Source organism: Sphingobium sp. 22B (genome assembly GCF_001580035.1).
Lineage (GTDB): Bacteria > Pseudomonadota > Alphaproteobacteria > Sphingomonadales > Sphingomonadaceae > Sphingobium > Sphingobium fuliginis.
In genome coordinates this window covers 1-24,431 of record NZ_LTAB01000032.1, presented here as the reverse complement: position 1 = coordinate 24,431, position 24,431 = coordinate 1, and the positions used below count along the sequence as shown (strand labels likewise).

The 24,431-nt window shown below is 57.9% G+C and carries 26 protein-coding genes and 1 pseudogene; 12 read left to right on the top strand and 15 right to left on the bottom strand.

Annotation, left to right across the window (positions count from 1 at the left end):
* The first annotated feature begins 67 nt into the window (after nt 1–67).
* Nucleotides 68–1,549, top strand: coding sequence for an amidohydrolase family protein (locus A0J57_RS21135; RefSeq protein WP_153017867.1), 1,482 nt, complete (start codon nt 68–70; stop codon nt 1,547–1,549).
* A gap of 67 nt (nt 1,550–1,616) precedes the next feature.
* A complete protein-coding gene (locus tag A0J57_RS21130; RefSeq protein ID WP_061939452.1) occupies nt 1,617–1,997 on the top strand; it encodes a nuclear transport factor 2 family protein in 381 nt (126 codons plus the stop codon).
* Between the two features lie 42 nt (nt 1,998–2,039).
* Here A0J57_RS21130 and A0J57_RS21125 read toward each other — a convergent pair whose 3' ends face one another.
* Together A0J57_RS21125 and A0J57_RS21120 are read right to left on the bottom strand one after the other, a co-directional pair.
* Entirely contained in the window at nt 2,040–3,041 is a 1,002-nt protein-coding gene (locus A0J57_RS21125; protein ID WP_158298540.1) for an NAD(P)-dependent alcohol dehydrogenase, read from the bottom strand.
* A gap of 97 nt (nt 3,042–3,138) precedes the next feature.
* Entirely contained in the window at nt 3,139–3,900 is a 762-nt protein-coding gene (locus tag A0J57_RS21120) for an SDR family NAD(P)-dependent oxidoreductase (RefSeq protein ID WP_061939450.1), read from the bottom strand.
* 352 nt (nt 3,901–4,252) lie between these two features.
* Here A0J57_RS21120 and A0J57_RS21115 point away from each other — a divergent pair, with 352 nt between their 5' ends.
* Nucleotides 4,253–4,642 (top strand): nuclear transport factor 2 family protein, encoded by a 390-nt coding sequence (locus tag A0J57_RS21115; protein ID WP_158298539.1) that lies wholly within the window; start codon nt 4,253–4,255, stop codon nt 4,640–4,642.
* Here the strand turns inward: A0J57_RS21115 and A0J57_RS21110 are convergent.
* The 5 genes from A0J57_RS21110 to A0J57_RS21090 all read right to left on the bottom strand — a co-directional run bounded on the left by A0J57_RS21110 (nt 4,607) and on the right by A0J57_RS21090 (nt 10,446).
* Nucleotides 4,607–5,602: a LysR family transcriptional regulator gene (locus A0J57_RS21110; protein ID WP_061939446.1), complete on the bottom strand. Its 996-nt coding sequence runs from the start codon at nt 5,600–5,602 to the stop codon at nt 4,607–4,609. The genes A0J57_RS21115 and A0J57_RS21110 overlap by 36 nt on opposite strands.
* A 262-nt stretch (nt 5,603–5,864) precedes the next feature.
* Nucleotides 5,865–7,028, bottom strand: coding sequence for an acetyl-CoA acetyltransferase (locus A0J57_RS21105; RefSeq protein WP_061939444.1), 1,164 nt, complete (start codon nt 7,026–7,028; stop codon nt 5,865–5,867).
* 107 nt (nt 7,029–7,135) lie between these two features.
* The gene (locus A0J57_RS21100; RefSeq protein WP_061939442.1) at nt 7,136–9,367 is read right to left on the bottom strand and encodes a TonB-dependent receptor; all 2,232 of its coding nucleotides are present in this window, start codon (nt 9,365–9,367) and stop codon (nt 7,136–7,138) included.
* Between the two features lie 528 nt (nt 9,368–9,895).
* A complete protein-coding gene (locus A0J57_RS21095; protein ID WP_061939439.1) occupies nt 9,896–10,195 on the bottom strand; it encodes a CcdB family protein in 300 nt (99 codons plus the stop codon).
* Nucleotides 10,195–10,446: a type II toxin-antitoxin system CcdA family antitoxin gene (locus tag A0J57_RS21090; RefSeq protein ID WP_061939437.1), complete on the bottom strand. Its 252-nt coding sequence runs from the start codon at nt 10,444–10,446 to the stop codon at nt 10,195–10,197. The genes A0J57_RS21095 and A0J57_RS21090 overlap by 1 nt, the downstream gene beginning before the upstream one ends.
* Before the next feature lie 181 nt (nt 10,447–10,627).
* On the opposite strand from A0J57_RS21090, the gene A0J57_RS25530 reads away from it, so the two are divergent.
* The 4 genes from A0J57_RS25530 (at nt 10,628) to A0J57_RS26150 (ending at nt 13,584) form a co-directional block, all read left to right on the top strand.
* Nucleotides 10,628–11,680 carry a pentapeptide repeat-containing protein gene (locus tag A0J57_RS25530; protein ID WP_158298538.1) on the top strand — a complete coding sequence of 351 codons (1,053 nt, stop codon included), beginning with the start codon at nt 10,628–10,630 and terminating at the stop codon, nt 11,678–11,680.
* Entirely contained in the window at nt 11,677–12,357 is a 681-nt protein-coding gene (locus A0J57_RS21085) for a hypothetical protein (RefSeq protein WP_061939435.1), read from the top strand. Before A0J57_RS25530 ends, A0J57_RS21085 begins: the two co-directional genes overlap by 4 nt.
* Before the next feature lie 183 nt (nt 12,358–12,540).
* Nucleotides 12,541–13,014 (top strand): hypothetical protein, encoded by a 474-nt coding sequence (locus A0J57_RS26155; RefSeq protein ID WP_153017866.1) that lies wholly within the window; start codon nt 12,541–12,543, stop codon nt 13,012–13,014.
* Between the two features lie 42 nt (nt 13,015–13,056).
* A complete protein-coding gene (locus A0J57_RS26150) occupies nt 13,057–13,584 on the top strand; it encodes a hypothetical protein (RefSeq protein ID WP_153017865.1) in 528 nt (175 codons plus the stop codon).
* A gap of 99 nt (nt 13,585–13,683) precedes the next feature.
* Here A0J57_RS26150 and A0J57_RS21075 read toward each other — a convergent pair whose 3' ends face one another.
* From A0J57_RS21075 to A0J57_RS21060, 3 genes are all read right to left on the bottom strand, one after another.
* Nucleotides 13,684–14,844, bottom strand: coding sequence for a site-specific integrase (locus A0J57_RS21075; protein WP_061939431.1), 1,161 nt, complete (start codon nt 14,842–14,844; stop codon nt 13,684–13,686).
* Between the two features lie 204 nt (nt 14,845–15,048).
* On the bottom strand, nt 15,049–17,670 hold the full coding sequence (locus tag A0J57_RS21070; protein ID WP_082718783.1) for a DNA-primase RepB domain-containing protein: 2,622 nt from the start codon (nt 17,668–17,670) through the stop codon (nt 15,049–15,051).
* Nucleotides 17,671–17,806: 136 nt separating this feature from the next.
* Entirely contained in the window at nt 17,807–18,223 is a 417-nt protein-coding gene (locus tag A0J57_RS21060) for a hypothetical protein (RefSeq protein ID WP_061939426.1), read from the bottom strand.
* Between the two features lie 203 nt (nt 18,224–18,426).
* Between A0J57_RS21060 and A0J57_RS21055 the strand changes: the two genes are divergently transcribed.
* On the top strand, nt 18,427–18,783 hold the full coding sequence (locus tag A0J57_RS21055; RefSeq protein WP_140042409.1) for a LysR family transcriptional regulator: 357 nt from the start codon (nt 18,427–18,429) through the stop codon (nt 18,781–18,783).
* Nucleotide 18,784: 1 nt separating this feature from the next.
* Here A0J57_RS21055 and A0J57_RS21050 read toward each other — a convergent pair whose 3' ends face one another.
* From A0J57_RS21050 to A0J57_RS21030, 5 genes are all read right to left on the bottom strand, one after another.
* Nucleotides 18,785–19,021, bottom strand: a complete 237-nt coding sequence (locus tag A0J57_RS21050) for a hypothetical protein (protein ID WP_061939422.1) — start codon at nt 19,019–19,021, stop codon at nt 18,785–18,787.
* Nucleotides 19,012–19,383 (bottom strand): hypothetical protein, encoded by a 372-nt coding sequence (locus A0J57_RS21045; RefSeq protein ID WP_061939421.1) that lies wholly within the window; start codon nt 19,381–19,383, stop codon nt 19,012–19,014. Before A0J57_RS21045 ends, A0J57_RS21050 begins: the two co-directional genes overlap by 10 nt.
* 123 nt (nt 19,384–19,506) lie before the next feature.
* The gene (locus tag A0J57_RS21040) at nt 19,507–19,905 is read right to left on the bottom strand and encodes a hypothetical protein (RefSeq protein ID WP_140042412.1); all 399 of its coding nucleotides are present in this window, start codon (nt 19,903–19,905) and stop codon (nt 19,507–19,509) included.
* A 71-nt stretch (nt 19,906–19,976) separates the two neighbouring features.
* Nucleotides 19,977–20,219: a hypothetical protein gene (locus A0J57_RS21035; protein ID WP_061939417.1), complete on the bottom strand. Its 243-nt coding sequence runs from the start codon at nt 20,217–20,219 to the stop codon at nt 19,977–19,979.
* 5 nt (nt 20,220–20,224) lie between these two features.
* Nucleotides 20,225–20,719, bottom strand: coding sequence for a hypothetical protein (locus A0J57_RS21030; protein WP_061939415.1), 495 nt, complete (start codon nt 20,717–20,719; stop codon nt 20,225–20,227).
* Nucleotides 20,720–20,950: 231 nt separating this feature from the next.
* Here A0J57_RS21030 and A0J57_RS21025 point away from each other — a divergent pair, with 231 nt between their 5' ends.
* From A0J57_RS21025 to A0J57_RS27015, 4 genes and pseudogenes are all read left to right on the top strand, one after another.
* Nucleotides 20,951–21,154, top strand: a complete 204-nt coding sequence (locus tag A0J57_RS21025) for a helix-turn-helix domain-containing protein (RefSeq protein WP_235600927.1) — start codon at nt 20,951–20,953, stop codon at nt 21,152–21,154.
* A 182-nt stretch (nt 21,155–21,336) separates the two neighbouring features.
* Nucleotides 21,337–23,103 carry an ATP-dependent endonuclease gene (locus tag A0J57_RS21015; protein WP_082718782.1) on the top strand — a complete coding sequence of 589 codons (1,767 nt, stop codon included), beginning with the start codon at nt 21,337–21,339 and terminating at the stop codon, nt 23,101–23,103.
* Between the two features lie 149 nt (nt 23,104–23,252).
* A complete protein-coding gene (locus A0J57_RS21010) occupies nt 23,253–23,897 on the top strand; it encodes a UPF0149 family protein (protein WP_061939408.1) in 645 nt (214 codons plus the stop codon).
* Between the two features lie 331 nt (nt 23,898–24,228).
* Nucleotides 24,229–24,431, top strand: a pseudogene (locus A0J57_RS27015) (hypothetical protein); the annotation flags it as partial.

The window sequence follows — 24,431 nt, the reverse complement described above, 5'->3', positions numbered from 1 at the left end:
TTGTCGCGTTTTCCGAGTCAGCAGATGATTCCATCTGCTTGGAAAACGCTCTAGCTGGGAAATGTCCGTGCATAAGAGAAACCAAGTCAAATCCTTCGCAACGGCCTTGCTGTCGATAGTCGCCGCCGCGCCGCTGGCCGCCGCGCCGCGCGTGGACATGGTGCGCCAGGGCGTGGTCCTTGACGGCGTGACCGTCATCGATACGCGCACCGGCGCGGCGAGACCCAACAGCGCCGTGTGGATACAGGGCGAACGGATCGTCAAGGTTGCGCCGGCGCACAGCTTCAAGGTCGCTCGCACAGCACGCCGCGTGTCGCTGCCGGGCAGGTTTGTCGTGCCTGGCTACAACGACATGCATGCGCACAACCTGAATAGCGCAAGTCCCGCGACGAGCCTGCCGCTCATGCTGGCGAGCGGAATTACGGGGTTCCGCCAGATGGCAGGCTCTCCGGAACTGCTGGCGGCGCGTGCATCGGGGAAGCCTATCCTGCCGCCACAGTCTCCGGCCCTGTTGGCTATGCCCGGCGCGATACTCATACCCGGAGCAAGCGCCACTGCCGAGTGGATGCGTGCCGAAGTCCGCCGGCAGAAGCAACAGGGCGCCGATTTCATCAAGATAGCGGATGCCGGCCGCGAAGCCTATCTGGCGGCGATTGACGAAGCGCGTCTCAACGGGCTTCCGATCGCAGGCCATCTTGTCCCGTCGGTCACGATCAGGGAGGCCGCCGGGCATGGGATGACGTCGGTTGAGCATCTTGGCCCAGGCATCAGCGTCCTGCTGAGTTGCTCGCGCGATGAGGACGCGCTGCGGCGAATCCTGTCTTCGGCACCGGAACCGGCGGAGGCTCCGGCGAATGCCGCGCCGGAGGAGTGGAAGCGGCTTTTGGCCAATCCCATGGCGCAGCTTCCGCCGCCCGCCATCAGGCTGATCGCGCGGACGGTAGCGACGTTCGACGAAGCGAAATGCCGCACGCTCGCCCGCGATCTCGCGGCCGGGACCATGTGGCAGGTTCCGACTCTGGCGCGACTGGAAGCGATGGAGATAGGCGACGGCCCATCCCTGCGCGACAATCCGGACAATAAATATGTGCCCGCGGAATCGCGCGCGCTCTGGAACTCGGTCGGTGATGCGTTCAGCCGCCGAATGGCCGCGGGCGACCGGGAGACGCTTCGGAATTTGTTCGAACTCCAGTTGAAGGTGACGAAGCTGTTCGACGAAGCGGGCGTCAAGATGCTGGCTGGAACGGACTTCGGCGGAGGGTGGCTGCCCCCAGCTTCATTGCATCATGAGTTCGACCTGCTCGCGCGAGCCGGCATTCCTCCCTTGCGCATCTTGCAGATGACGACGATCGACGCGGCGCGCTTTCTCGGACGGGAACGGACGATGGGCGCGGTGGAGCCGGGGATGGCCGCCGATCTGGTCGTCCTCAATGCCAATCCACTGGCGGCGGCTGGAAATCTTCACGGCATTGCCGCCGTGATGCGCGCCGGACGCCTCTACATGCGTGCAGAACTCAATGCACTGAAGCGGCGGTCGACGCCGCGATGAGGTTTTTTTTCGACGGTCGCGGCGCCAGTGCACTTCTCTGAACCGGGCAAGCATAAAGGACGAGCATATGAATCACTCGGTCGAGGACATCATCCGGGAGTTGGAGAATCGGAGGATCGCCGCTCTCGTGTCAACGGACCTGGCTGCCCTCAACAATCTCCTTGCCGATGATCTCGTGCATGTGCACGGAAACGGGAAAATCGACGATAAGGAAGAGTATCTGCAAGGTGTGGCCAGCAAATATCGTTACCATTCCATCCAGCGAGGCGATCTCAACATACGCGTTTTCGGGAATGTGGCGATCGTAGTAGGTCGCCTGTCGCAAACGGTCTCGTTTCAGGGAGACGACAAGCGGATCGACATGAATGCAGTGGTCACCCAGACGTGGACCCGCGACGCGGACAATTGGAGGCAAAATAGCTGCCATACCGGTGTTGTTTCAACCTGAAATATGCCGCCGGTTCGTTGAACCGACAGCATCTTTCGTAATTCACGCCAGGCCGAAATCCAGCACGATCTTTCCGACGACATCTCCCCGTTGCAGGGCCTCCATCGCCGCGCCGGCCTCCTCCCAAGGCAGAACGCGGCCGACGACGGGATGGATACTGTGCTGAACAAGCGCACGGTTCATCGCCTCGAACATCTCTCGCGAACCGACCGTGACGCCGCGAATCCGGGCATTCCTGCCATAGATGTGCCGCACATCGATCGGCTCGACCGCGCCGCTCAACATGCCGACCACGGAAATCGCGCCGCCCAGCCGAATGGCCTTCAGGCTCTCCGTAAACGTGCCGGCTCCGCCCACCTCCACGACGAGGTCTACGCCGCGGCCGTCCGTCATTGAAAGCGCAGGCGCGCTCCATTGGGGATCGTCTCGATAGTTGATGCCGCCATCGGCGCCCAGCGCACGCATCTGCTGCAATTTGGCGTCGGACGAGCTGGTCGCCAGAACCGCCGCGCCAGCCATCTTCGCGAATTGCAGGGCGAAGAGGGAAACGCCTCCCGTGCCCTGGACGAGCACGACCGATCCCGGCTTCGCCGCGCCGGAGTGCATGACGGCGTTCCAGGCCGTCAAGGCCGCACAGGGCAAGGTTGCCGCCTCTGCCGCCGAAAGATGCGATGGAGCCGCAACCAGCGCCTGCTCGGCCGCCGTGAACATCGTCTGCCCAACGCCGTCACGCGCGGCCCCAAGCGGGCGGCGGCTTTCAGGAGAGAGTGCGCCAGCGATCCATTCCGGGAAAAAGAGCGAGCAGACGCGATCCCCCGGCCGCCATCGCGTGACGCCGTCGCCGACCGCCTCCACGATCCCGCAGGCATCCGAGAACGGGATATAGGCCCGGCCCGGTCGATCGATCGACTTTCCCGAGATCATGGCAATATCGCGATAGTTCAGCGCGACGGCCGCTGTTCGCACCCGCACTTCATGCGCGGCGAGCGGCGGCAAAGCGACGTCGGTCATGAAGAGCCGGGCTTCGCCATCTTCGACGCACACTGTCAGAGCTCTTCCCTGGCTGCTTCCCGGCATGAATATTCTCCCGATGATGATGCTGGCGCGGTTCGGTCGGGCCGCCGCGTTGGCCGGTCCCTGTTCAGCGGGGACCGAGGCGTACCGCGCCGTCGAGGCGGACCGTCTCTCCGTTCAGCATGGGGTTGCTCGCGATCGCGAGCACGAATTGCGCATATTCCCTCGGCTGGCCCAGGCGGCGCGGATGGGGCACCTGTGCCGCAAGGCTGCTCTGTACCTGCGGACTGAAACCCTCCACCATCGGGGTCAGAAATACGCCGGGAGCGATGGACACGACGCGGATGCGATGCTCCGCCAGATCGCGCGCCAGCGATAGGGTCATGCCCGCGACGCCCGCCTTGGACGCGGTATAGGCCGCCGTCCCGATCTGCCCGTCGAACGCGGCGATGGACGCCGTGTTGACGATGAGTCCCTTGTCCTCATCGGCAATGTCGGCCGCGACCAGGCGCGCTGCGAATTTCGAACTTGTGTTGAACGTGCCGACAAGGTTGACGTCGATGGTCCTGCGGAACCGATCCAAGTCGTGCGCCAGCCCGTCCCGGTCCACCGTGCGCGCCGGAAGCGCCACGCCCGCGCAATTCACCAGCAGGCGCGCGGTACCGTCCCGGGCCGCCGCGGCCTCCATTGCCCGCGCGACGCTGAGATCGTCGGATACATCGACCTGATGGAAAGACGCGCCGATCTCAGCGGCTCGGGAGACACCTTGACCTTCCTTGAGGTCGAAGATCGCGACTTTGGCCCCCTGCTCCCGGAGCATTCGCGCGGTCGCCAGGCCAAGCCCCGATGCGCCCCCGGTCACGATAGCGGGCAATCCCTGCAGATCCATTGCCTTTATTCCTCCCCAATTCGTTCGCATCTCGTCCGCTTCATCAGCGGCAAACCGGGCGAATCCCGACGGTCCTGACGGCCCGTGACGGGACCGGGTGTCGCCGGGACCGGACGGCGCCAGCCCCGCCTGTTACAGCCAACGCTTAAATGGCGTTGGCCAAGCCACAAAATCGCTGTGAATGATGCGGCACATAAATATCGATGATGGATTTGTCAGCCGCGCCCCCCTCGATAGGACACCGCTTGTATCGCGGTAACTGATAATGCCTATCAGCGCCGCCGATTGGCCCGCCGTTCCATGTTCCAATAGAGTGCCGGCATTTCAGAACCCATGGTGCATGAAGGCAATGATGTCCGATACGAGCGATGCAGAGGTGCAGGCGGTATATGATGCCGAGCGTCGCCGGCGCGAAGCCTTGGTGAAGCGCGACCATGACGCGCTGACCCGGCTTCTGTCGCCCACCTTGTCCCACACGCATACGCCAGGACATAGCGAGACACTGGAAGAGTATTTGCGCTTCGTCAGGGAAGATGTCTTCTTCCTCGACATAAGGCGGGACAAGCTGGCCGTTCGGCTCTTCGGCACGGTCGCGGTCATGACGGGTTCGATGGACAGTGTGATTCAGATACGGGCGAACGACCAGACCGTCTCGTTGCGCGCCCAGGTCCTGCAGGTCTGGGTCCAGCAGGACGGACAGTGGCGGCTAGAGGCGTTTCAAGCGACCGCGATTGCCTCCTGACGCGGCAGCGCCTGGCGTTTCCCGCTGCCTCGCTTCTCGCCTGCTGCGGATGTCCGCGCTGATTTCCTGGAGCAGCCCCCGCAGCCAGACATGGCCCGGATCGCTGTTGTTGCGAGCATGCCAGAATGCCGCCTCCGTGATCGGATCGACGGCGAATGGCGGCTCCATGATGCGCAGATGGAGCATCGGCGCGAGCATCGCCGCCAATTCATAGGGCGCGATGGCGATCATGTCGGTTCCGGGGAGCTGGAAAAGCTGGCTGGTGAAGCTGCCGATCATGACGCGGTCATGGGTGGCGACCCCCGCGAGCCGATGAGCGACATCGGGCACGGTGGGAATGTCATGGTTGGAGCTTGCATGGGGAAAGCGGGTATATTCGGCCAGCGTCAACGGCGACGACACCGGATGATCGGCGGAGACGACGCAGACGAAACGGTCCTCGATCAGCGGCATCCGGTTCATCGCCTGAAACTGATCGTCGTCGGCGAAGACCCTCTGATCGTCGAGGGTGATCTGCATGTCGAGGTCGCCAAGTTGAAGCGGATCGAAATCCTTGGTGAACCGCTCAGCCACCGCAATCCTGACGTTGGGCGCCTCGATGCTGATCCGCTGCATCAGGCCTGGCAGGATCGTATGGGTGCAATAATCCGACATGGCGAAGCGGAACGTGCGCTGCGACGTTCGCGGATGGAAGCTGGGGCCGACCTGCAGCAGCCGCTCAATGACCAGGATCGCCTCATGGACCGGATCGACCAACGCCTGCCCCTGCGGCGTCAGTTCCATCCCACGGCCGACGCGGATAAGCAGCGGATCCTGGAAAATCTCCCGCAGCCGCTGCAGGGATCCGCTCGCCGCCGGCTGGGTCACGAAGAGCCTGCGGGCCGCCCGCGTCACGCTTTTCTCCTGCAACAGCACGTCCAGGGCGCGTAGCAGGTTGATGTCGAACTGGGTCAGCTCCATCCTATCCCCTCCAGCCGGAATCCTGTTGCTGGCGGTTCAGGTCCCGATCGAAATCCCTTCAGCGCACCCCGCCGCGATTCCCATGCTGGAAGGCCTGGGCGCGGACGGTGGGCCGCCGAATAGGCATTCGATCATGGCGCGCGCGCCGAAAGGGTGCAAGCGTGGTTTTGCCGTGGGCCGACGACTCCAGAGCCCAGATGCCCAAAGCCCCAAAGCCCGGGAGGATGCCAGCGGAGAAGCCGTTGGCGCGGATGCGTGACGACTACTTCCGCGCTTCCAGGATGCTGACATAGTTGACGACCGCCGAGCCGCCCATGTTGAACAGCCCGACTAGGTCGGCGCCGGGAAGCTGGAAATCGCCCGCCTCGCCCTGCAACTGCATGGCCGCCAGAACATGCATGGATACGCCCGTCGCGCCGATCGGGTGGCCCTTGGCCTTCAGGCCGCCTGAGGGATTGACGGGCAGCTTGCCGTCCTTTTCGGTCCAGCCTTCCAGGATCGCCCGTTCGCCCTGTCCCTGGGGAGTGAGCCCCATGGCCTCATAGGCGAGCAGTTCGGCCGTGGTGAAGCAATCATGCGTCTCGACCAGGCTGAGATCGTCGAGGCCGACGCCCGCATCGGCCAGCGCCTGCCGCCAGGCACGGCTCGGTCCGGGCATGGCGATGATGTCCCGTCTGGACACGGGCAGGAAATCGCTGACGTGCACCGCGCTCCGAAACGCGATCGCCTTCGCCGCGGCGGCGGCCGTATCGGCGTCGGCCAGCACCAGCGCGGCGGCTCCGTCGGAGATCATGGAGCAATCGGTCCGCCGCAGGCGGCCCGCAACGAGCGGGTTCCTGTCGTTGCCGCGACAGAATTCATAGCCAAGATCCTTCCGCACATGGGCGTAGGGGTTGGCGACGCCGTTGCGGTGGTTCTTGGCGGCGATGCGGGCAAGCACGTCCGACTTGTCGCCGTAGCGCTGGAAATAGGCGTCCGTGATGCCCGCGAACACACCGGCGAAGCCGCCCTGCGTTTCGCCTTCCTCCGGCAGATAGGATGCCTTGATCAGGCAATCGCCGACCGCCGCGCTGCCAAGCTCTGTCATCTTTTCCGCCCCGATCACCAGCACGCGCCGCGCTGCGCCTGCCGCGATCGCATTCCGGGCCTGGTAGACGGCGGCGCTGCCGGTCGCGCAGGCATTCTCGACCCGCGTCGCAGGCTTGAAGCGGAGATCGTCGCTGATGGCCAGTGGCAGCGAGGATACGAACTCCTGCCGCGTCATGCCGGCATTCATGGTCCCGACGAAAATCGCGTCGATATCGCCGGGCTCCAGACCTGCATCGGCGATCGCGCTGGCCCCAGCCTCGACAATCAGACTCTCGATCGTCTCATTGGCAAGATTTCCGAATTTCGAGTGCGACCAGCCGATGATATATGCGGTCATGCTTAGTCCTTTATAGCTGTTGAGCGAACATAGCGGCTTGGCCATATCCCGTGAAATCACTGAGGCTGATACCGTCCATAAGCCTGGATGACCTTCGCGGGGCCATGTCAGAAGTTCCATTCCAGCGATCCGCCGAATATACGCGGCGGATTGGTATAGTCGCCAATGTAGGAAATCCCGGCGACGGTCGAAAACTGGCTGACGACGGCCTTGTTCAATATGTTGTTGATGTAGAGACGCGCCGTGAACGCCTTGCTGGGCGAGGTCCAGGCAATGGAGGCGTTCAGGAAATGGTAGCTGTCCTGCCGCAACCGGTTGTCCGCCTCCGCCATGAAACCGCTATTGTAGCTGTCCGTCGCATTGAGCGCGAATTCGCCGACCGAACTGGGGATCCTGTAGGTTGCGCCGAAGGTATAGGTGAGCTTGGGCGAATAGGGAATGGTGTTCCCGCTCGCGTCGCCGGGGAAGCCGGAGTTCGGCTGGCCGTTCGGCAGAGGCGTCGTGAACGTCGCCCCCGGAAAGGACTTGAACCTGGCATGCAGCAAATTGGCGCCGGCGTTCAGCGTCAAATTGTCGCCCAGCTTCGCCGTGAGTTCGGCATCGAGGCCGTAAAGTTCCGCCGATGCGCCATTGACGATGATCAGGACGGTCGAGAACGCCGGAACCTGGATATTCTTGTAATTATAGTAGAAGCCGGAAACATTCAGCCGAACCCGGCGCTGGAACAATTCGCTTTTCAGGCCCCCTTCGTAGGAGTCGAGCTGTTCCGGCAGGTACACGGGATTGATCGGCGTACTGATATTGTACCCTCCGCTCTTCACGCCGCGATTATAGGACACGAAGCCCGTGACGTTCGGCGCGAAATCATGATCGAGCGCCAGACGCCAGGTCGGCTTCCTGAAGCTGCTCTTCTCGCCGGCAATATCCGCCACCGTCACCGTGCCTCCGCCCGGCAGCGTGAAGACATCGGTGCCGTGGAATTTCGTCCACTGCCAGGTGTAGCGGAAGCCGGCCGTGAACCGCGTCGAATCGGTGATCCTGTAGGTCGCCTGCGCATAGGCCGCAGCCGAATCCACCCGCTGCGTTCCATCGACATTCTCTCCGTCGAAGGGAAAGATCGTCGGTCCGACAGCTGGATCGCCCGCGACCTGCAGACCGAGGTTGGCGGCGAATCCCGGCCGGAAGAAAAGCGCCTGCTTCCGATTGGCCTTGTTGTAGAAATAATAGAAGCCCGTCTGCCACGTCAGACGCCCGGAGTCGGACGAAGCGAGCTGGATCTCTTGCGTCACCTGCTCGGAATGATCGGTGGAATCAATGTCCAGAACGGGGGTCGTCGTCACCGATGGCGACAGGCGGAAGAAGTTCCTCGACTTGCGATATGCGCTGATCATCGTCAGTTTCAGGTCGCCAAGGTCCTGGTCGAGCGTGACCGAGACTCCACCGCCGCTATAGTCATTCTGGGCGTCGACATAGCTTTTGGTGTCCCATGGCCGCGTCGGCTGGGGGGTGGGAAATGCGATGCCCGTTCCCGGCAGCGCGCGGAAGTTCATGGCCATGGGCCCGTGGCGATCCGAATAGTCGGCCGACAGGCGGATGACGGTCGTGTCGCTGAGATCGGCCTCCACCTTTCCGCGCACGCTGGCGATATGATCCGCCTTGTAGGTGTCGTGCCCGGTGAAGACATTGCGTCCCCAGCCCTGCCCTTGATGGCTGAACGTTCCGGCAAGGCTTGCCCGAACCGTTTCCGACAGGGGCCCCGCCACGAAACCGTCGGCTCTCAGCGTTTCATACTCGTCGAAGCCGATCCGGGCGCGGCCGCCGAATGTCACGCTCGGCTCCCGCGTGGTGATCTGAAGGACGCCGCCTGTCGCATTGCGCCCGAAAAGCGTGCCCTGCGGTCCCTTGATCACGGATACCTGTTCGATGTCGAACAGATCCATATTCACGTCGGCCGGATTGGCGTAATAGACGCCATCGACATAGGTAGCGACCGGGCTTTCCAGACCGGCGGCAGCGAAACCGCTGCCCACGCCGCGTACATAGGGGGTCACGTTCCCGCCGATATTCAGCAGTTGCAGCCCGGGCAGCGCGGCGGCAAGACCCTGGGTGCTCTGTATGCCGGAATTGGTAAGTTGCTGAGGAGTGACGGCGGCGATGGCGATCGGGACTTTCTGCAGGCTTTCCGACCGCTTCTGCGCCGTCACGATGATCTCCTCCAGTCCTCCGGGCTGCGCGCTCGCGTCAGCGGTCGCGGAGCCGGGCGCCTGCTGCGCCCAAAGCGGTTGCGCGACTACAAGTGCGGCGAGACAAACGCCTGCGGTCAAATATCGGTGCGCCATATTCTCCTCCCCATTTTTGTTCGTTGGTTATCGATCGGGACCCAGGCCGCCCAAGCTGGAACACTGTCCCGGCGCCGACAGGCTAGCGTTTTACCGGACATCGAAGAGACGAGAAAAACCTCGTCGCGATGCATTCCGGTCATCATATCCGGGCGGGCCAGGGCACTGCGCGGACTGCTTCACCGGCGAAGACACAGCCTAGACCTTGGCATGCTTGCGCAGAAAACCTTCGAGCGCGAGCGATGTCGCCTCCGGTTGGTCGACATTCACATGATGCCCGGCATTCTTGATGATCACCAAGCTTACGTGACTCGAACACGTGACCCTCGCATTACGAAGGCCTCTGACGCATTTCTGGAATAGTCAGGTTTTCCGCCAATTTTTGGACGAAATGGGGAAGCACTTCCGCCTCATCCCACGGCAGACCCAAGCGCAGCGGAAATCCGGTTCGGGTGGCTTCCTAGTGAAAGCATTTTGGTAGGAAGCGATCCCGAAATTCGACCTGCGCTATACCTGCAAATGCTCTTCTCAGAAGCCGATGATCAGCATGTCCAGCGCGGCGCTTATTGCATCCTGCTCCGAACTAAGGGATTGTACGACCTCGCCCAATTCACGAATTGGAACGCTGGCAGCAAACTGCGTCACCATCACCAGCCGTTCGCCCTCCACATCGAAAATAGGGTTCAATCGGATGGCAGGTTTCGGTGCTTCGTCAACCGACATTAGCGGGACGACCAAGCGGGTATTAAGATCGCTCAACAGGTCCGCTTGGCAATCAAGCACATGGCAGCCGCCCTGCTTCTGCCGACACACATCGAACTTGGCCATTAAAACCGACGATACTGACCCAAGGGCAAGCCCCGACGATCCACATAGCTGTTCGAGCTTTCCAGCGCGGACGCATTTTCCTCTTTCCAAAGGCGGCCACGTTCTTTGGCGATCTGCTCGGTCAGCCCGACCTCGCAAGCGCGGGAAATGTTGATACCCAATCGCTTAGCTTCCGCTACCAACACTATGTCGAGCGATACGTTGGTAGGCTTGCGGGCCTGCGTCGCCAAATCATACTCGTGCCTGCCCATCAGAGCCTCCTCGAATTCATGCGCACATATATGCGCATTTGCAGCAGATCCGTCAACCTTAACCGACCGCGAAACATAACCGCAGTTATCAAACTTTAGGACAAGCGGGGGTGCGATACCGATGCACCCAATAGAATGCCTGAGTCGTTGCGAAATAGGTATATTTCGTTATCAAGAAGCAATGAATGCGAAAGTCCAACATATCGGCTCCCGGCGCTCCCAAGCTTGGTGGGAACCCACCTTTAAGCCTGAGATAGATGGGAAGCTCACTCCATGTGACTGGGATTTTCAAACCAACACAGGACCAAAGCGAGCATTTCTATCTGGCGAGCATTTGCCTGACCTTGCAAAGGTTGGCGAAATTCAACGGTTTAATAATGTCACATTCGAAGACTGTGACATTCAAGGTTATTTCGAACACAAGCCCTCCATACTTTTCGACAATTGCCGATTCCATGGATGTGACTTCAGTTATTCGGAATGGAGGCGAGCAACATTTCGAAATTGTGAATTCAAAAACTGTTCATTAGCTTTGACTACATTTGAAGAATGCGAGTTTCGAGATTGCGATTGGGACACAATAGGCCTTCAAGGCAGCAAGACTGACTTTATCAGAACTTTTATAACGAATCCCAGCAATCTCATAAAATCTGGTTTTAGCGGCCGAAATAAGCAGGCAGAAAACACCTTGGAACACGCCTGCCATCAAATGTTTCGCCTTGAAGGGACAAAGGCTCATTTAGCAAGAACTCTGCTCTATAGCCATGAAGAAGTAGGCGATGATGAGACATATTACCAGACTGCGAAACTACATGACTTGCAGCAGATGCGGGCAAAAATAGCAAAAGACTTCTATTTACTGATATTTGGCAAGAATTTTTGGCAACGCCTGTCAGGAATTTTGATTATTCCTCATATAGCTGAAATGATTCTTCTCGTTATTTTTGGCCTGACCAACGGGTGGGGATCAACCATTCTCCGACCAGTTTTGGGATTGGTAGGCTCTTTTTTCATTTTTGGCTGCATATACTCCTATTGGGATGTTAAGGAAGCCGACCAATATTTTTGGCAGAAGTCATTCGACATCGCAACACTTGCGGGATACGGAAATCAAGTCAATATCAATCAAAGTGCGCATCTTCGTATGGTTGAGGGAACCCAACTACTTGTATCCATCCTGTTTTATACCGTATTCTTCGCAACAGCCGTGGCGCGAAATAGTAGGTCGCGATGATTAAAGCTGTCATCCTGTACGGTAGCAAAGCCCGCAGCGATCATGATCGCTTCTCTGACACCGACCTAATCGGCGTCAGTAACTCAGACGAAATAGAAAAGCCTTTCGATCAACTCGGTGTAAGCCTGCATCTCTATCCTCATGAGTGGTTGACTCGGGAGGCAAAAGGCGGCTCCCTGTTCCTCCTCCATATCGTGACCGAAGCCGTCGCGATGTTTGACCCCTTCGATGTATTAAGTGGGCTCCGATCCGATTTCCAGTATCGGGACAGCTATCACGCTGATGCCGAAATTGGATCACGAATTGTCTCTGCTGTGATGGAATTGGAGGATAGAGAGTTCACGCCCATTATGCGCAAACGATATTTTTGGGGGTTAAGGACGGCGCTGATGGCTGACGCAGCGGAAAAGCGCCTGCCTAAATTCTCGGCAAAGGCATTGGAAAGCGCCTCGAAAATTTCAGGTCTGAGCCTCCATATCCAAACACGCACTGATGCCACGCTGGCAGAATGCCGACGCTTCGGCGCACAGGTTCTGGAGCGGCTGGGGGTATTCCAAGCCCCTGTCGATAACGAGGCTAGAGAAGAAAACCTTCGATTTCTCTTCGGCCTTGGCGGCGTTGGAACGGCCACAGCAGCAGAAATCATCTACAGCTTCAAACCAGATCTACATCGCTGATTTGTCAGGCTTCTTCGGGTTAGATGGACTCAGTTCGATGGTAAGCCGCCAGTTCTCATCATAGGCATTCCAAACACAATGGCCGTTGCCGCCCCGACCAGCCGGTGGACGCCTGACAGTTCAGAATTTGGATACCAACAACCGTTAGTGCCATTGAGGCATTACGTTTTGGGGGAAGGCACCATGATCCGATCAGTAGCGATCTTTATTGCCGGAGCGCTGGTAACAGGCACCGCCACAGCGGCCCCGCTACACCTTGTCTGCATAGGCAATGGCTCTGCGAACAGGATCACCAGCACTTATGGCTCCGCGTGGTCCAGCAATGGAACGTCGGCTTGGGGGCAGGCGATCGGCAATCGAGATGTGCCTTTTGATGATCAGGTAAACATCGAACTGGGCGACGATGGCCTTGGCCGCATCAGAATGCCGCGCGCCATGTTGCCTCCGATCCGGGGCGGCAAGGATGGCTGGTTTGAAGTCAAGGGTGTCGTGAAGGGTCAGGACGAGATCACGGGCACCGTCCAGGTCAACGTCTTCAACTCCCCGAAAATGCGGATCGACCGGATTCGTGGCCACATCAGCATCAGCGGCAAGGCGGGAGACTATGCAGGAATTTGCCAGCCCTACGATCCCGCCACTGTCGAGCGAGCCTTTTAACCCGGCGCAACCTTCATCTGAATACCGACAGGCCACAATCTCATGCAAAAGAACGATCTTTCCGCTCAAATTGAGAATGCAAAGAATAATTTCATTCTCGGATTAGCGGGCGCGTCATTGCTGACCAATCCGAATTCCGTACCGCTGCTCCAACAAGCCAGTTGTTCATTTGGTGGCATGAGCGTCAATTTCGGACAGGTCGCTACGATGATGCAGAATGCGGTTGACCGAAATATCGCTATCAAAGAATATATAATGTCTCATTTTCGTGCAGCTATTAAAGAAACATTCGAGTTAATAAAATCCTATTGCACAATAACAAATCAATCAGAAAAATTTAAGAGCGCTAATAACTACCATATTTGGCGATTAGTGAGGAACTCCATTTCTCATGATGCGCGTTGGGAATTTAACAATAATGACCTACAAAGACTCCCTCTATCGTGGAATGGGGTCAAATTAGATGCATCTCTCCAAGGCAAACATTTTGAGATAAATCTGTTTGGCTACGAAGGGTTATACGCACTCCGCGCTGAAATGGACGATTTCGCCGCCACGGCCTTAGCGTAGCACGCAACAACTTTCCGGGCATCATGTCCGAAAAAATATAGCAAATAGCCCCATCCACGCACCAGCCGCTGGGCCAGAACGTGGATGGGGTGAGGCCGGTTAGGCCCGATTGAGTTGCATCTTCTTCGCTCCAGCCTCTACGGCGGCCAGCAGCGTGTCATGGGCCAAATGCGAATAGCGCATCGTGCTCTTGTGATCGGCATGACCCAGCACCCGCCCGACGGCAAACAGGTCGATACCCGCATTGACCATCGCGGAGGCCGCACTGTGACGCAAATCATGCAGCCTTAGCCCCGGCAGCTTCGCTTCATCCCGCGCCGTCTGCCACGCGTGCTTGATCGACACGAAGGGCAGCTTAGTTTCAGGGTTCGGCAAGACATAGAGGCATTTGTCAAAGCGAGGCACGGCCTCCAGAATGGCGAGCGCTGGCTGAGATAATGGCACATGCCTAGCCTTGCCCGTCTTGGACGTGGGGATCAGCCACTGCCGCTTTTCCAGGTCGATATGCTTCCATTGCGCGTTCAGCAGCTCCGATAACCGTGCGCCGGTCAGGAGGAGCAGGCCCACGATATGCTTGAGCTGCGGATTCAGAGACGCCTCACAGGCCGTCATAAGCCGCTTCGTCTCGGCGGCGTTAAGGTAGCGTTCGCGGGCATTGTTGATCGGCTTACGGGGAATGCCCTTGACCGGATTCTTGGTGATGCCGGGCATGTCCCAGCGTAGGGCCAGTTCGAACGATCGGCTGAATATCACCCTAATCTTTTCGACGGTCGCGGGTGCAAGGCCTTCCGCCGCCTTCTCAGCCAGCCATTTCGCCACATCCTGTTGCGTGATTTCCGACAACCGTAGCTTGCCCCAGCGAGGCGTAATGTGGTTATCGACGTAGCCCTTAATCGTGTTGTAGCTGCGAACATAGGTCTTGGCATGTTCGAGATGCTGCTGGGCGAGCGTGGCATAGGTGGGCACCGCCCGCTTCTCTTCCTTCTCGGCAGCAGGGTCGCCGCCCAATCTTGACTCTGCAAGCAGCTTTTGAGCTTTTTTTCGGATCTTGTCGAAGGGGGCGTCGCCATGCCGGGCAACCTTGGGCTGGCGCTGTTTACCATATTGGTTTGTGTACTTCACATAAAAGGTTTTGCCGCCGGAGGGCCGACACTCAAGGATGAAGCCGGTGAGCGAGGTGTCATAATAGACGACCTTCTTCTCGCCGGTCGGGCAGTAGGCGAGGTCACAGAATTGGGCGGTCAGTTTTTCATTGGGCATAGATGGCTCCATTTCATGAAGGGAAGGTTTGAGGCACCGCCAGCGCGCAACAAGAGCCGGGCAGTGGTTGGATATCGGCAGGTGCGGATCGGCGTTTCTGGATTAGCCCGATCGGCAAATTGGCCTGCTGCGATAGCGGGGGGTGTCCGGTAGCATCGACCACCGGACACGGTTGTTCTGGGCACAGCCGCTATTTTCGCGCCGCTAGGCCGCCAAAAGGGGTGAAACGGGTGTCAGCGCTTCCGGCCGGACGGCGACCTTCGCCACGCACCATGCGTTTCGCTCGGAGCAATCGGCCGGGCGAATTTCCATGCCGTTGACGATCCGATGGGCGTGCTTCTTCAGATACCAGCCGAGCTTCCCACGATTGATGTAGCCACGCTCGGTCACCGGCAAGTCTTCCAGCGCGTCCCTCAACTCGACCTTGTTGTCCGCACAATCGACCACCTTCCGCACGGTCATGGGCTTGTCGGCAAAGCAATTCCACCAAGCGGAGACGAAATGGCCCAGCGCCTCCTGTGCGGGATCATCACGCAATTGGTCGATGATGCTGGATGCGGGGTCAGGCTCACCGAGCCATAGCAGCGGGTAGCGGCAATGATCGGTCCACTGCTCGAAACTACCAATGTTCGGCACATCGACCTTCGGCCTGCCTGCTGCCTCCCACGCCCGGATGATGGTCAACGCGGCAGCGACATATTCACCGCGCTTTGCCTTCACCAGATCGACCGGCCTGCCCTCATAACGTAGCGTTCCGGGCGCTTCTGACCGAGGCGTAAGGCGGATCGTGATAACCCGGCGGCACATATCGTTCACCGGTCTGACATTGTTGCCGGTCCCCAGGATAAGGCAGCGCGTACTCACCGTGGCGGATTTGCTGACGCCCAATATCCGATCAGTGATGGTGGAACTGGTCAACATCCGGTTCATCGTGCCGAACGCCCGCCAGTCGGTCTGCATGTCATCGAACACGGCGACGGCCGGTGCCTGCAAGAGCATCGACAGGATGGACTTCGTCGCTTCGTCTGCGGATGTCGGATAGCTGAGGTTCAGCGGAACTCCAGGCCCAGCGAACGGCGTGATTGCGGACGCCAGATAACTCTTGCCACTGCCGGGCGTGGAGGCGGTCACGTTGAAGGCAGGAGCAGTCTGCAAGCGCGTTCGCACAGCCCCGGTCAACATCGCGCTGATGCTGGCGGCACGATCTATCTCGCTGCCAAAGTGGAACTCGGTCAGCAGCTCCTTTAGCTTGGCCAGCGCCGCATGCGCAGCTTCCTTGGTCGGTTCAGGCAGCGGGAAGGCCGCAGGATCGAATGACGCATAGATGCCCGACGCCGCGTCATAGCCCGGTGCCGTAACCAATTGTCCGTCGCCCTCCCTGACGAACGGCTGTCGGGCAAGCCCTTGCAGATGAGGCAGATGATCATAGCCCTGCGCCCGATGTAAAAGCTGGACCGTGCGGACGGGTGGATCGCATCGCACCCATTTTTGCGACCGGCCATCGTACTTTTCCCAATCCGCCGCCTCAGCCAAGGCGGAAGTCAGTTCCTGTTCGCTGACCTGAACCATGGAAATATCGCCCGTCAGCGGATGGGTTTTGATCGATACGATGGCTCCTCCCGCCTGATAATAGCCGCCTTGCAAGGCCAGCACGATTTCAGCCGCCCGCCGGACACGGGGGATTTCACCCGCGATCACACGGATTCTCGCTGTCCAGCGCGCCTCTCCGGGTTGAAGCCCAAGATGCTCAGTCAGATGGCTGATATGATAGCTGTCGCCGTGCGAATGCTGGCAGCAGAAGCCGCCAGATGGATATTCCCGGCTTGGCTCGAAATAGGCTGCCCCGGTGTCCAGCCCATCCGTATGCTCGCTGGCCCACGGACAGGTGATGTCATGCTTCCCGTGGGAGATTGCCCGCTTGTAAAGGCCACGCTCATGCAACGCCCGCAAAACCGGGTTTTCGATGGCGCGTGGCGTATAGACGTCATCGCCCCGCTGCGCCGCAGTTAGAAGTTGACGATTTTCACGAACGGGTCGGATCAAAAGGGGTGAAACAGGAAAAAGGGTAAGCCCGAGTGCCTTCGCCAGCTCAGCGACCGTATAGATCGCGTCGGGCTTCCAGGCCAGCAGCCGACAGTGGAAAGGTTTGCCCTGTTCATCTGCGTGTTTTGCTTTGCCGTTGATCGCCTCCGGCAGCCTTGCCCAACGCGCAATACCTGAAGCGCCTCGATCCCCTAGTCCTGCCCGAAGGGCGGCATCCTGCAAGGCTTTAACGGTCGCCTCTTGGGAAATCGGCTCCTTCAGGCAGAAACCAAGCTGACTATTGCCGGGACTGGTTTCGATCTCCCAGCTAGGCGTGCAACCGTTCAGTCCGGCTCGATCAGCCTTCGTGCCGATGTCATCAAGCATGAGGAAGTGAAAGGCAGCGACCTGTTCCTTGCGGGCATTGATTTCGCCATCGTCGCCGGGCACGAAACTGGAGCAGTTGACGTAGTTGTTGCGGTCGGATGGACATTGGCGATCCACATCGCCCGCCGCTTCAGCCAGCCAACCGCCCGTCTCGGGGTCGCCCGCCTTTGAACAGACTATGGGCCGCGCACCGTCCGGCAGATGGCGGAAGACATGCGCGACAAATTCGGCATTCGAAAGGGGTAAAGAGGGCGCTCCTCCCCCTTCCCCACTTTTACCCCCTTTTTCTGGCCCTTCATCGGAAATTGTCGCTGTCGGAGCGGATCGCTGGACGGGGAAAATCTCAATGTCCGCAGCGGAAATAGCTTTCTTGTGGGTGCCCGGTTCGTCGGCCACCGCGTCATTCATATCTTGCATTTATTTTATCGCATTAAATCGGTTGTGATCTGCCGCGTGCACTGACACGGCGCTTGTCGTCCGGCGGATGGCCCGGACACCGAAGACAAGATGAGAAGCCGCCCCCAGTCTTCCCGCCAAGGGCGGCGACGACGTGTTAGGGTCTGCCCATTAGCTCAAGCTGCCAACGGTTTTCACGCTGGTTAAATGTCCAGGAGAAGACCCAACCCTCATAGACGAATTGCGGACGGTTTCTCCAATTCCCCGGATTTTTCGGGATGGAAGGGCGCGGAAGGAACGCCAGGTTCCGTAGCTTTTCCTCAGCGTCCAGGCGCTCTTCCTCCGTCCAGAAGGGGCTTTGTCGAACGGTCTGCTCGCAATCGCGTGAGTCGTAGTCGCCGCACACCTTGACGTCCCAGACTTTGGTTATCGGGCTGAACTCCCAATAGCAGGTGTCGTCGTTCACATGGTACGCGCCGAAGACCTCGGGATAATATCGCTGCAAGTTTTCCGGCAGGCCGAACGCCTCAACCATTTCCACATGCCGGGCTGCGGCGTTCACATTTACAAACATAATCTGTCCTCTGTTCAATCAATCCAACGTCCGTTCCGAGGGTCACACCACCCGTTCGGGCATCCGTAAGGCTCAAACAATCAGTGGCTCGGCCCCATCGTCCGCGTTGCAAGAATAGACAATTATTCCTTTTTTCTCAATGCTATGCGCAATATTGTGCAATTCCCGCACGTTCCAAAAGTTAAGCATCATTGACAGGGACCGTGCAATTGTTGCACGATTTTCGGCCAAATTATTTTGGGGACGCGATGCGCAAAAAAGTGCCCGAAGCGCCGAATCCGCGACCGCCGATTCGCCAGTTCAACGCGGGCTGGCTGGAGTCATTTTTGAAGGTCGCCGAAACAAGGCACTTCACCCAAGCGAGCGAAGCGCTGGGCTGGCATCGGTCGAACGTTAAGCGAGATATTATGGCACTTGAGAAATGGTTGGGGCGCGTCCTTTTCTATGACCATGTTAGCCTGCGCCTCACCGATGACGGCAAAATCTTCCAATCCGACGCCGTGAAGATGCTGGATCTCCTGAAGCAAAGTCGCGCGCCAATCCGCACCCCGGCCAAGTGACCTATTTCCCGATGGCCGTGACCATCGCCGTTGCCGAGAATCCGACCAGCGCGATCCACGGATGCGCCTCGATCAGCGACATGGTGGCCAGCATCAGCATGAATCCCAATGCCTCACGCGGATGCTTGAGCGTCGCCACCAGCAGCCGGATGCCCAGAGCGATCAGCAGAGCCATGACCGCCAGCTTCATCACCGCGAAGACCATGCAGATGACAAGAAGGGTGCCGATCAGCCGCATGGGATAAGTTCCCGGCACATGGCGCGCAGCCTCGGGTCGACCCCCTCACTATCCGGCACCAGCACGATAAAGGCGAACCCGTCATTGCCAACGGTGCGGATGAACTCCCACCCCCAGCCGTCCAACCGTTCAGCCCAGTCCCAAGGCGGAATATGGGCTGGATCGCTATAGCGGGTTTCGGACAGCGGGTTCCAGAACGGCGAGAATGCCCCTTCACGGATGAAATCAGCTTCCCCATCGCCGGGTTCGACGACAATGATATAGGTCAATCCTTCCAGCCCGCAGGCAATGGCATCCTGAATGCGATCGGACAGCAGGCGGCGAAGGGCCGGATCGAGGGGCAGCAACAAGGCGGCTTTCATGGTAGCGGCATCGTAAAGTGAAATCATGATGATCAGCTCCGGACAAAAAATAAGGCGCCGAAGATCGACGCCGCTTTGGTTCGCTGAGTTTGCGCTTCGAGAGGGTGGCCGGACGGCCTTGGCTCAATTACCCTCTGCTCTGTCAGTTGAATCGCCATTCGGCTGATCGGCATAGGCCCGGCACAGATCGAGCAAGGTAGGGTCGATGCCTTCTGCGTCAGGTACGATCAACACATGCCCTGCACCTGAATCGGACAGCACAAACGGCATTTCAAAAATGGTGCCATGCCGCTGCACCCACTCGAATGTCGGCGTGCCTTCCATCAGAATCGGCCAGCCGGTTGCATCTTCTATTGCAGCCATGGTGTCGCCGGGCGCGATGATGGCGAAAATGCCCAGTTCCGAGAGATCGCCATATTCCATCAATTGGTCACGGCGTGTTTGCAGAAGGCATTTCAGATCGGAGGGAATGGGACTGTCGAGATATGCAGCCAGTTCCTGCCACGTGTGGATAATGTGCATAAGGTAGCTCCAATAAAAAAGCCCCCGACCGTGAGGCCGAGGGCAGGTTAATTCGATAGTGATGATGCGGATTATCGGTGCGGGTCAGGCTTGAGCAAAACGATGCAGATGCCTACCAACAGGACGACGCCGACTGGTATTCCCGCCGCGACGGGATAGCGACCGACCAGGTTGATGAGGAAGATCGCCACTAAGACCGAGATTGTCTCTTTTGGCCATCGCAGTAGGCAAACGATCACGGCGACGAGGATGGCCGCCTTGATCGCGAGATACGCAAGGCCGAGAAGGAAGAAGAAGGCGACAACCCGAACCATGAAAGTCAGAATTTCCGTTGTGGTGCCTGAGCAACCTGACAGGCCCCACTTGATTTACTGACCATCTCTTTCATTGAGTTGGGGAAGGCCAGCGCATGATAGCTCGTCAATTTTCCTGTCGTTCTACCTATTTTCATCCAGCCATTGCGGATCAGCGGGTGTTTATCTCTCGGATCAGCCGCAAGATCGGTGGCAGTGGATATTTCTGATTGCGTAATCTTGACCGTACAACCGACATCACGCGTGCAATTATCTTCGAATTTTCCGCCCTCATCATTCCACCACTCTAGCTGGGGCTTCGTCAGATTAATCCGGTACAGATTTTCCACGGTTCGGGTCCGGCTATTCTCAGCTCCGCCAGTTAGATGACGCTCCTCTGTGTCGATCGTCTCTTTGCAGGAAAGGTAGATCTCCTGCGGCTCCATTTTCTTGGGTTGCTCCGCTTCATTCGCGCAGGCTGTTGCAAGCGCAAGCGAAATTAGGACGATGAACTTTCTCATCGACAGTTTCCTTATGCATGAGGTGATGGAACCGAACCCGGACGGGCACGGCTGAACAGGCAGCATCGCTATGGCTGTTGATGTTTCACTGCTCGCCCCCTCACGCCTTGGAAGAGCGACCTTCGGCTTCAACCGCGTGTCACCCCTGAATCACGATCGAGGCGTAAATGACACGATTAGTATACAGACGCTAGCCCAAGCTTTCGGCCACATCGCTGGATGGATGTTGTCGTGGTCCTAGGCAAAAATGTCCGGAAATACCGGAAGCTTAGGGGCCTGACCCAAGAACAACTGGCATTGGATGCGGAGATGGAGCGCAGCTATGTCAGTGATCTTGAACGCGGCACCCGCAACCCGTCCGTCAAAGCGGTAGGTCGCCTTGCAGAGGCGCTAAATGTCGAACCGCATTTGCTTCTGATGTCGATCGGCAAATAGGTTCGCGCCCCACCCTCCGGCTTTCACGGAAGGCAGAGCTTTTCTGGCGGGATTAGAGCAGCTTCGCAACAGGCATTTGCTGCGGCCTATTCATTATAAGTTACCCCCAGGCGCGCAAATGCAGAAGCAGAAAAGCAATATCGGATATATGCAAATTCACAAAAGGCGTTAGATCAGGGCGTATGGCATCAGAACCCATTGAAGCGAGCGAAGCAACTGAGACGGCAGAGCGGCTACGTCCCTCTCTCTCTTTTGAATCTGTCACTTTTTCAGATGGGAGCACATTGTCTTTTGATGAGCATGACATCGTAGTATTTGTCGGCCCAAATAATGCGGGCAAAAGTGCGACACTGAGGGAGCTTGAGGGATGGGTTTCCCGTTCTCGCCCCGGAGTTATCGTGACAGCGGCATCTTTACGAAAAGTCGGAACCTCGGAAGACCTAAAAAATTTCCTCGAACATAATTCACAAAAATCGGGCGATAGCGCCAATATTCATTACGGTGGTATTGGTTACAATATTCATCATAGCCACGTTAATTATTTTGAACGTCAAGATGATAGACACCCTGTCGCACCATTTTTCGCCAAAAGACTTCCAACTGAAACAAGAATACAGGACTCTAGTGCCGCACCTGCACTCGCCCTGTTTCAAAATCCGCCCAACCATCCTATCCACATGCTGCTCATGGACGAGGATCTCGCAGCGGACATTAGCACGATGTTTCGCCACGCGTTTGGCCGAGATCTCACTCCGTTTCGCGCAGGCGGGAGCAGCTTCCCTCTATACGTTGGCGACAAGCCGCTTCTGAAAGCTGGCAAGGATGAGTTGTCACGGGAATTTGTTGAGGAATTGCAGCGAACAAACATCCCCCTCGATAGCCAAGGAGATGGGATGCGTAGCTTCGCGGCCGTGCTACTACATGTCCTTGCTGCCAAGACCCACTCCATTCAATTCTTGGACGAACCAGAAGCGTTCCTTCATCCACCGCAAGCACGCCTGCTAGGTAGATACATAGCAAATAGTCGCAGGGAGAAATCCCAGTTATTTATTGCGACACACAGCACTGACATTTTAGAAGGCTTGATAGAGGGAGGGTCGAACAACGTCCGGATCGTTCGGATCAGGCGCGACGGCGATACAAATAGAGTTAAAGAACTAAGCAAAGAACAAACATGCACAATCTCTAAGGATACTCTAACTAGATTTTCTCGTGTTTTCGATGGAATATTTTTCGAACGTGTTATCATATGCGAGTCAGACGCTGATTGCATGTTTTATCAATCCATTCTTAATCTTCCTTCCATCTCTGGTGATCGAAGGCCTGATGTCTTATTTGTTCACACTTCAGGCAAGCATCGCATGGCGAAGTTGGCTGATACCCTGTGCGCACTAGATGTTCCGGTATCAGTCATTGCCGATATCGATGTACTGAGTGAAGGCAACACACTCAGAACCTTGATCGAGAAGCTGGGAGGTGATTGGGCTGCTATTCAACCTCACTGGAAGGCAGTGGCAGACACTGTAGCTGCCCAGCGGCCGCCGCTTAATGCTTCCCAGATTGCGAGCATGATTGCATCGGAGATCGAAGGAATCGCTGGGACAGGTGAATTTCCTCAAGAAACAGAGCGAGCGATCAAGCGCATTTTCAAAACCATCGCCCCATGGAGTGCTGTTAAACAAAGCGGCCGGATGGCATTGCCAGGGGGCGAGACAACAAAGCAGTTTGACCAACTACTCGAAAAATGCGCATCGATCGGGCTTTGGATTGTGCCCGTAGGCGAGATTGAAGGGTTCTGTCGCAGCATTGGATCACACGGCCCCGGCTTTGTCGAAAAAGTCCTTGAGGAGCGCGACCTGGAAGCAGACGAGGAGTTGAAGGAGGCTCGGCACTTTGTGAAGACGGTCTGGGAGCAGGCACATCCAAACACCGCGACACAGACGCCGTGAAGGAACGATCCTAGGATAAGCAGTGGGCTTGCCTCCACCGAATCATAAGCCCAAAGCGCTTTCAGTAGGGAAAATCCGGCCGATAAGGCCAACGTATCGACGCCGCTTATCGGTGGCGGACCGGCTAGCCGCAAGGTAGAACGGCGTGCATGGACAATTACCTGGACGAGCTTGACGACCTGCTGCTGAACCAGTTTGACGAGGGCATGCTGCTGTCGGAATTGGATGGCTTTCTGACCGGCATCATTGTCAGCCCCGACATGGTGCCGCCTTCGGTTTGGCTGAAGCAGGTGTGGGGTTCGGAAACGCCTAAATTCGACGCTCCAGAGAATCTACAACGCTTCTTCGATCTCGTGATGCGGCATCACAATGAAATCCTTGCGAGCCTCGACGAGCCGGATGGCTTTGCACCGATTTTGGAAGTCGACACCAGAAGCAACGAAACCCTGTGGGAGCTCTGGATCGAAGGCTTCTCCAAAGCCATGAAACTCGCATCTCGCGGCTGGAACCGCATAAGGGCAAGCGACGACGAAGGGCCAAAAGCAGCGATTGCGGGGATCACCGAGCTTGCAGCATTCGCGGACGGTCGACATGAGCTGACCGAGGAGGAAGAGGATCGCTGGGACCGCGAAGCACCGGACCTGATCCCGATCTGGGTTTTGATGCTGCACGAATGGCGGCTGGAAAATGACCAAAATCGGCCCATGTCGGCGACGGGGGGAAAGGTCGGTCGGAATGACCCCTGCCCTTGCGGATCAGGCAAGAAATACAAGAAATGCTGCGGACTGAACTGAGGGGTCTTTCCTTCAGTATCGCTGATTCAGAAGCCCAAAGCGATCCTCAGAACACCTACGCTTCACCCATTGGGTTGCCGTGGGATCAAGCCAAAGGTACATAAACAAGGCAACCTCTCAGCCATAAGCCGAAAGACACTTTCACTAGGTTTTTCAGGAAGTTCCTACGGAAGGACTGGTGCCGCTTACGTGACTCGAACACGTGACCCTCGCATTACGAAGGCCTCTGACGCATTTCCGAAATAGCCAAGTTTTCTGCCGATTTTTGGGTGAAATCGGGAGGCAATTTCGCCTTATCCCACGGCCTACCCAAACGCAGCGGAAATCCGGTTTGGGCAGCTTCCTACTGAAAGCATTTTGGCAGGAAGCGAGGCCGAAATTCGACCTGCGCTATACCTGCGGCGTGACCGTCATGTCGGGAAACGCTCGGTTAGCCTCTCTTATTCACGACGCTCGGTTTCGGGTCCGCTCTGGGCATTTGCTGCGGCTGGCTGTATTGCGCGGACGACCGGCATCGCTGGCGTTTGTTTCACC

Coding starts and splice junctions, on each gene's coding strand:
- A0J57_RS21130 (WP_061939452.1), top strand. CDS start 1,617: ATGAATCACTCGGTCGAGGACATCATCCGGGAGTTGGAGAATCGGAGG.
- A0J57_RS21120 (WP_061939450.1), bottom strand. CDS start 3,900: ATGGATCTGCAGGGATTGCCCGCTATCGTGACCGGGGGCGCATCGGGG.
- A0J57_RS21115 (WP_158298539.1), top strand. CDS start 4,253: ATGTCCGATACGAGCGATGCAGAGGTGCAGGCGGTATATGATGCCGAG.
- A0J57_RS21110 (WP_061939446.1), bottom strand. CDS start 5,602: ATGGAGCTGACCCAGTTCGACATCAACCTGCTACGCGCCCTGGACGTG.
- A0J57_RS21105 (WP_061939444.1), bottom strand. CDS start 7,028: ATGACCGCATATATCATCGGCTGGTCGCACTCGAAATTCGGAAATCTT.
- A0J57_RS21100 (WP_061939442.1), bottom strand. CDS start 9,367: ATGGCGCACCGATATTTGACCGCAGGCGTTTGTCTCGCCGCACTTGTA.
- A0J57_RS21095 (WP_061939439.1), bottom strand. CDS start 10,195: ATGGCCAAGTTCGATGTGTGTCGGCAGAAGCAGGGCGGCTGCCATGTG.
- A0J57_RS21090 (WP_061939437.1), bottom strand. CDS start 10,446: ATGGGCAGGCACGAGTATGATTTGGCGACGCAGGCCCGCAAGCCTACC.
- A0J57_RS25530 (WP_158298538.1), top strand. CDS start 10,628: ATGAATGCGAAAGTCCAACATATCGGCTCCCGGCGCTCCCAAGCTTGG.
- A0J57_RS21085 (WP_061939435.1), top strand. CDS start 11,677: ATGATTAAAGCTGTCATCCTGTACGGTAGCAAAGCCCGCAGCGATCAT.
- A0J57_RS26155 (WP_153017866.1), top strand. CDS start 12,541: ATGATCCGATCAGTAGCGATCTTTATTGCCGGAGCGCTGGTAACAGGC.
- A0J57_RS26150 (WP_153017865.1), top strand. CDS start 13,057: ATGCAAAAGAACGATCTTTCCGCTCAAATTGAGAATGCAAAGAATAAT.
- A0J57_RS21075 (WP_061939431.1), bottom strand. CDS start 14,844: ATGCCCAATGAAAAACTGACCGCCCAATTCTGTGACCTCGCCTACTGC.
- A0J57_RS21070 (WP_082718783.1), bottom strand. CDS start 17,670: ATGCAAGATATGAATGACGCGGTGGCCGACGAACCGGGCACCCACAAG.
- A0J57_RS21060 (WP_061939426.1), bottom strand. CDS start 18,223: ATGTTTGTAAATGTGAACGCCGCAGCCCGGCATGTGGAAATGGTTGAG.
- A0J57_RS21050 (WP_061939422.1), bottom strand. CDS start 19,021: ATGCGGCTGATCGGCACCCTTCTTGTCATCTGCATGGTCTTCGCGGTG.
- A0J57_RS21045 (WP_061939421.1), bottom strand. CDS start 19,383: ATGAAAGCCGCCTTGTTGCTGCCCCTCGATCCGGCCCTTCGCCGCCTG.
- A0J57_RS21040 (WP_140042412.1), bottom strand. CDS start 19,905: ATGCACATTATCCACACGTGGCAGGAACTGGCTGCATATCTCGACAGT.
- A0J57_RS21035 (WP_061939417.1), bottom strand. CDS start 20,219: ATGGTTCGGGTTGTCGCCTTCTTCTTCCTTCTCGGCCTTGCGTATCTC.
- A0J57_RS21030 (WP_061939415.1), bottom strand. CDS start 20,719: ATGAGAAAGTTCATCGTCCTAATTTCGCTTGCGCTTGCAACAGCCTGC.
- A0J57_RS21015 (WP_082718782.1), top strand. CDS start 21,337: ATGGCATCAGAACCCATTGAAGCGAGCGAAGCAACTGAGACGGCAGAG.
- A0J57_RS21010 (WP_061939408.1), top strand. CDS start 23,253: ATGGACAATTACCTGGACGAGCTTGACGACCTGCTGCTGAACCAGTTT.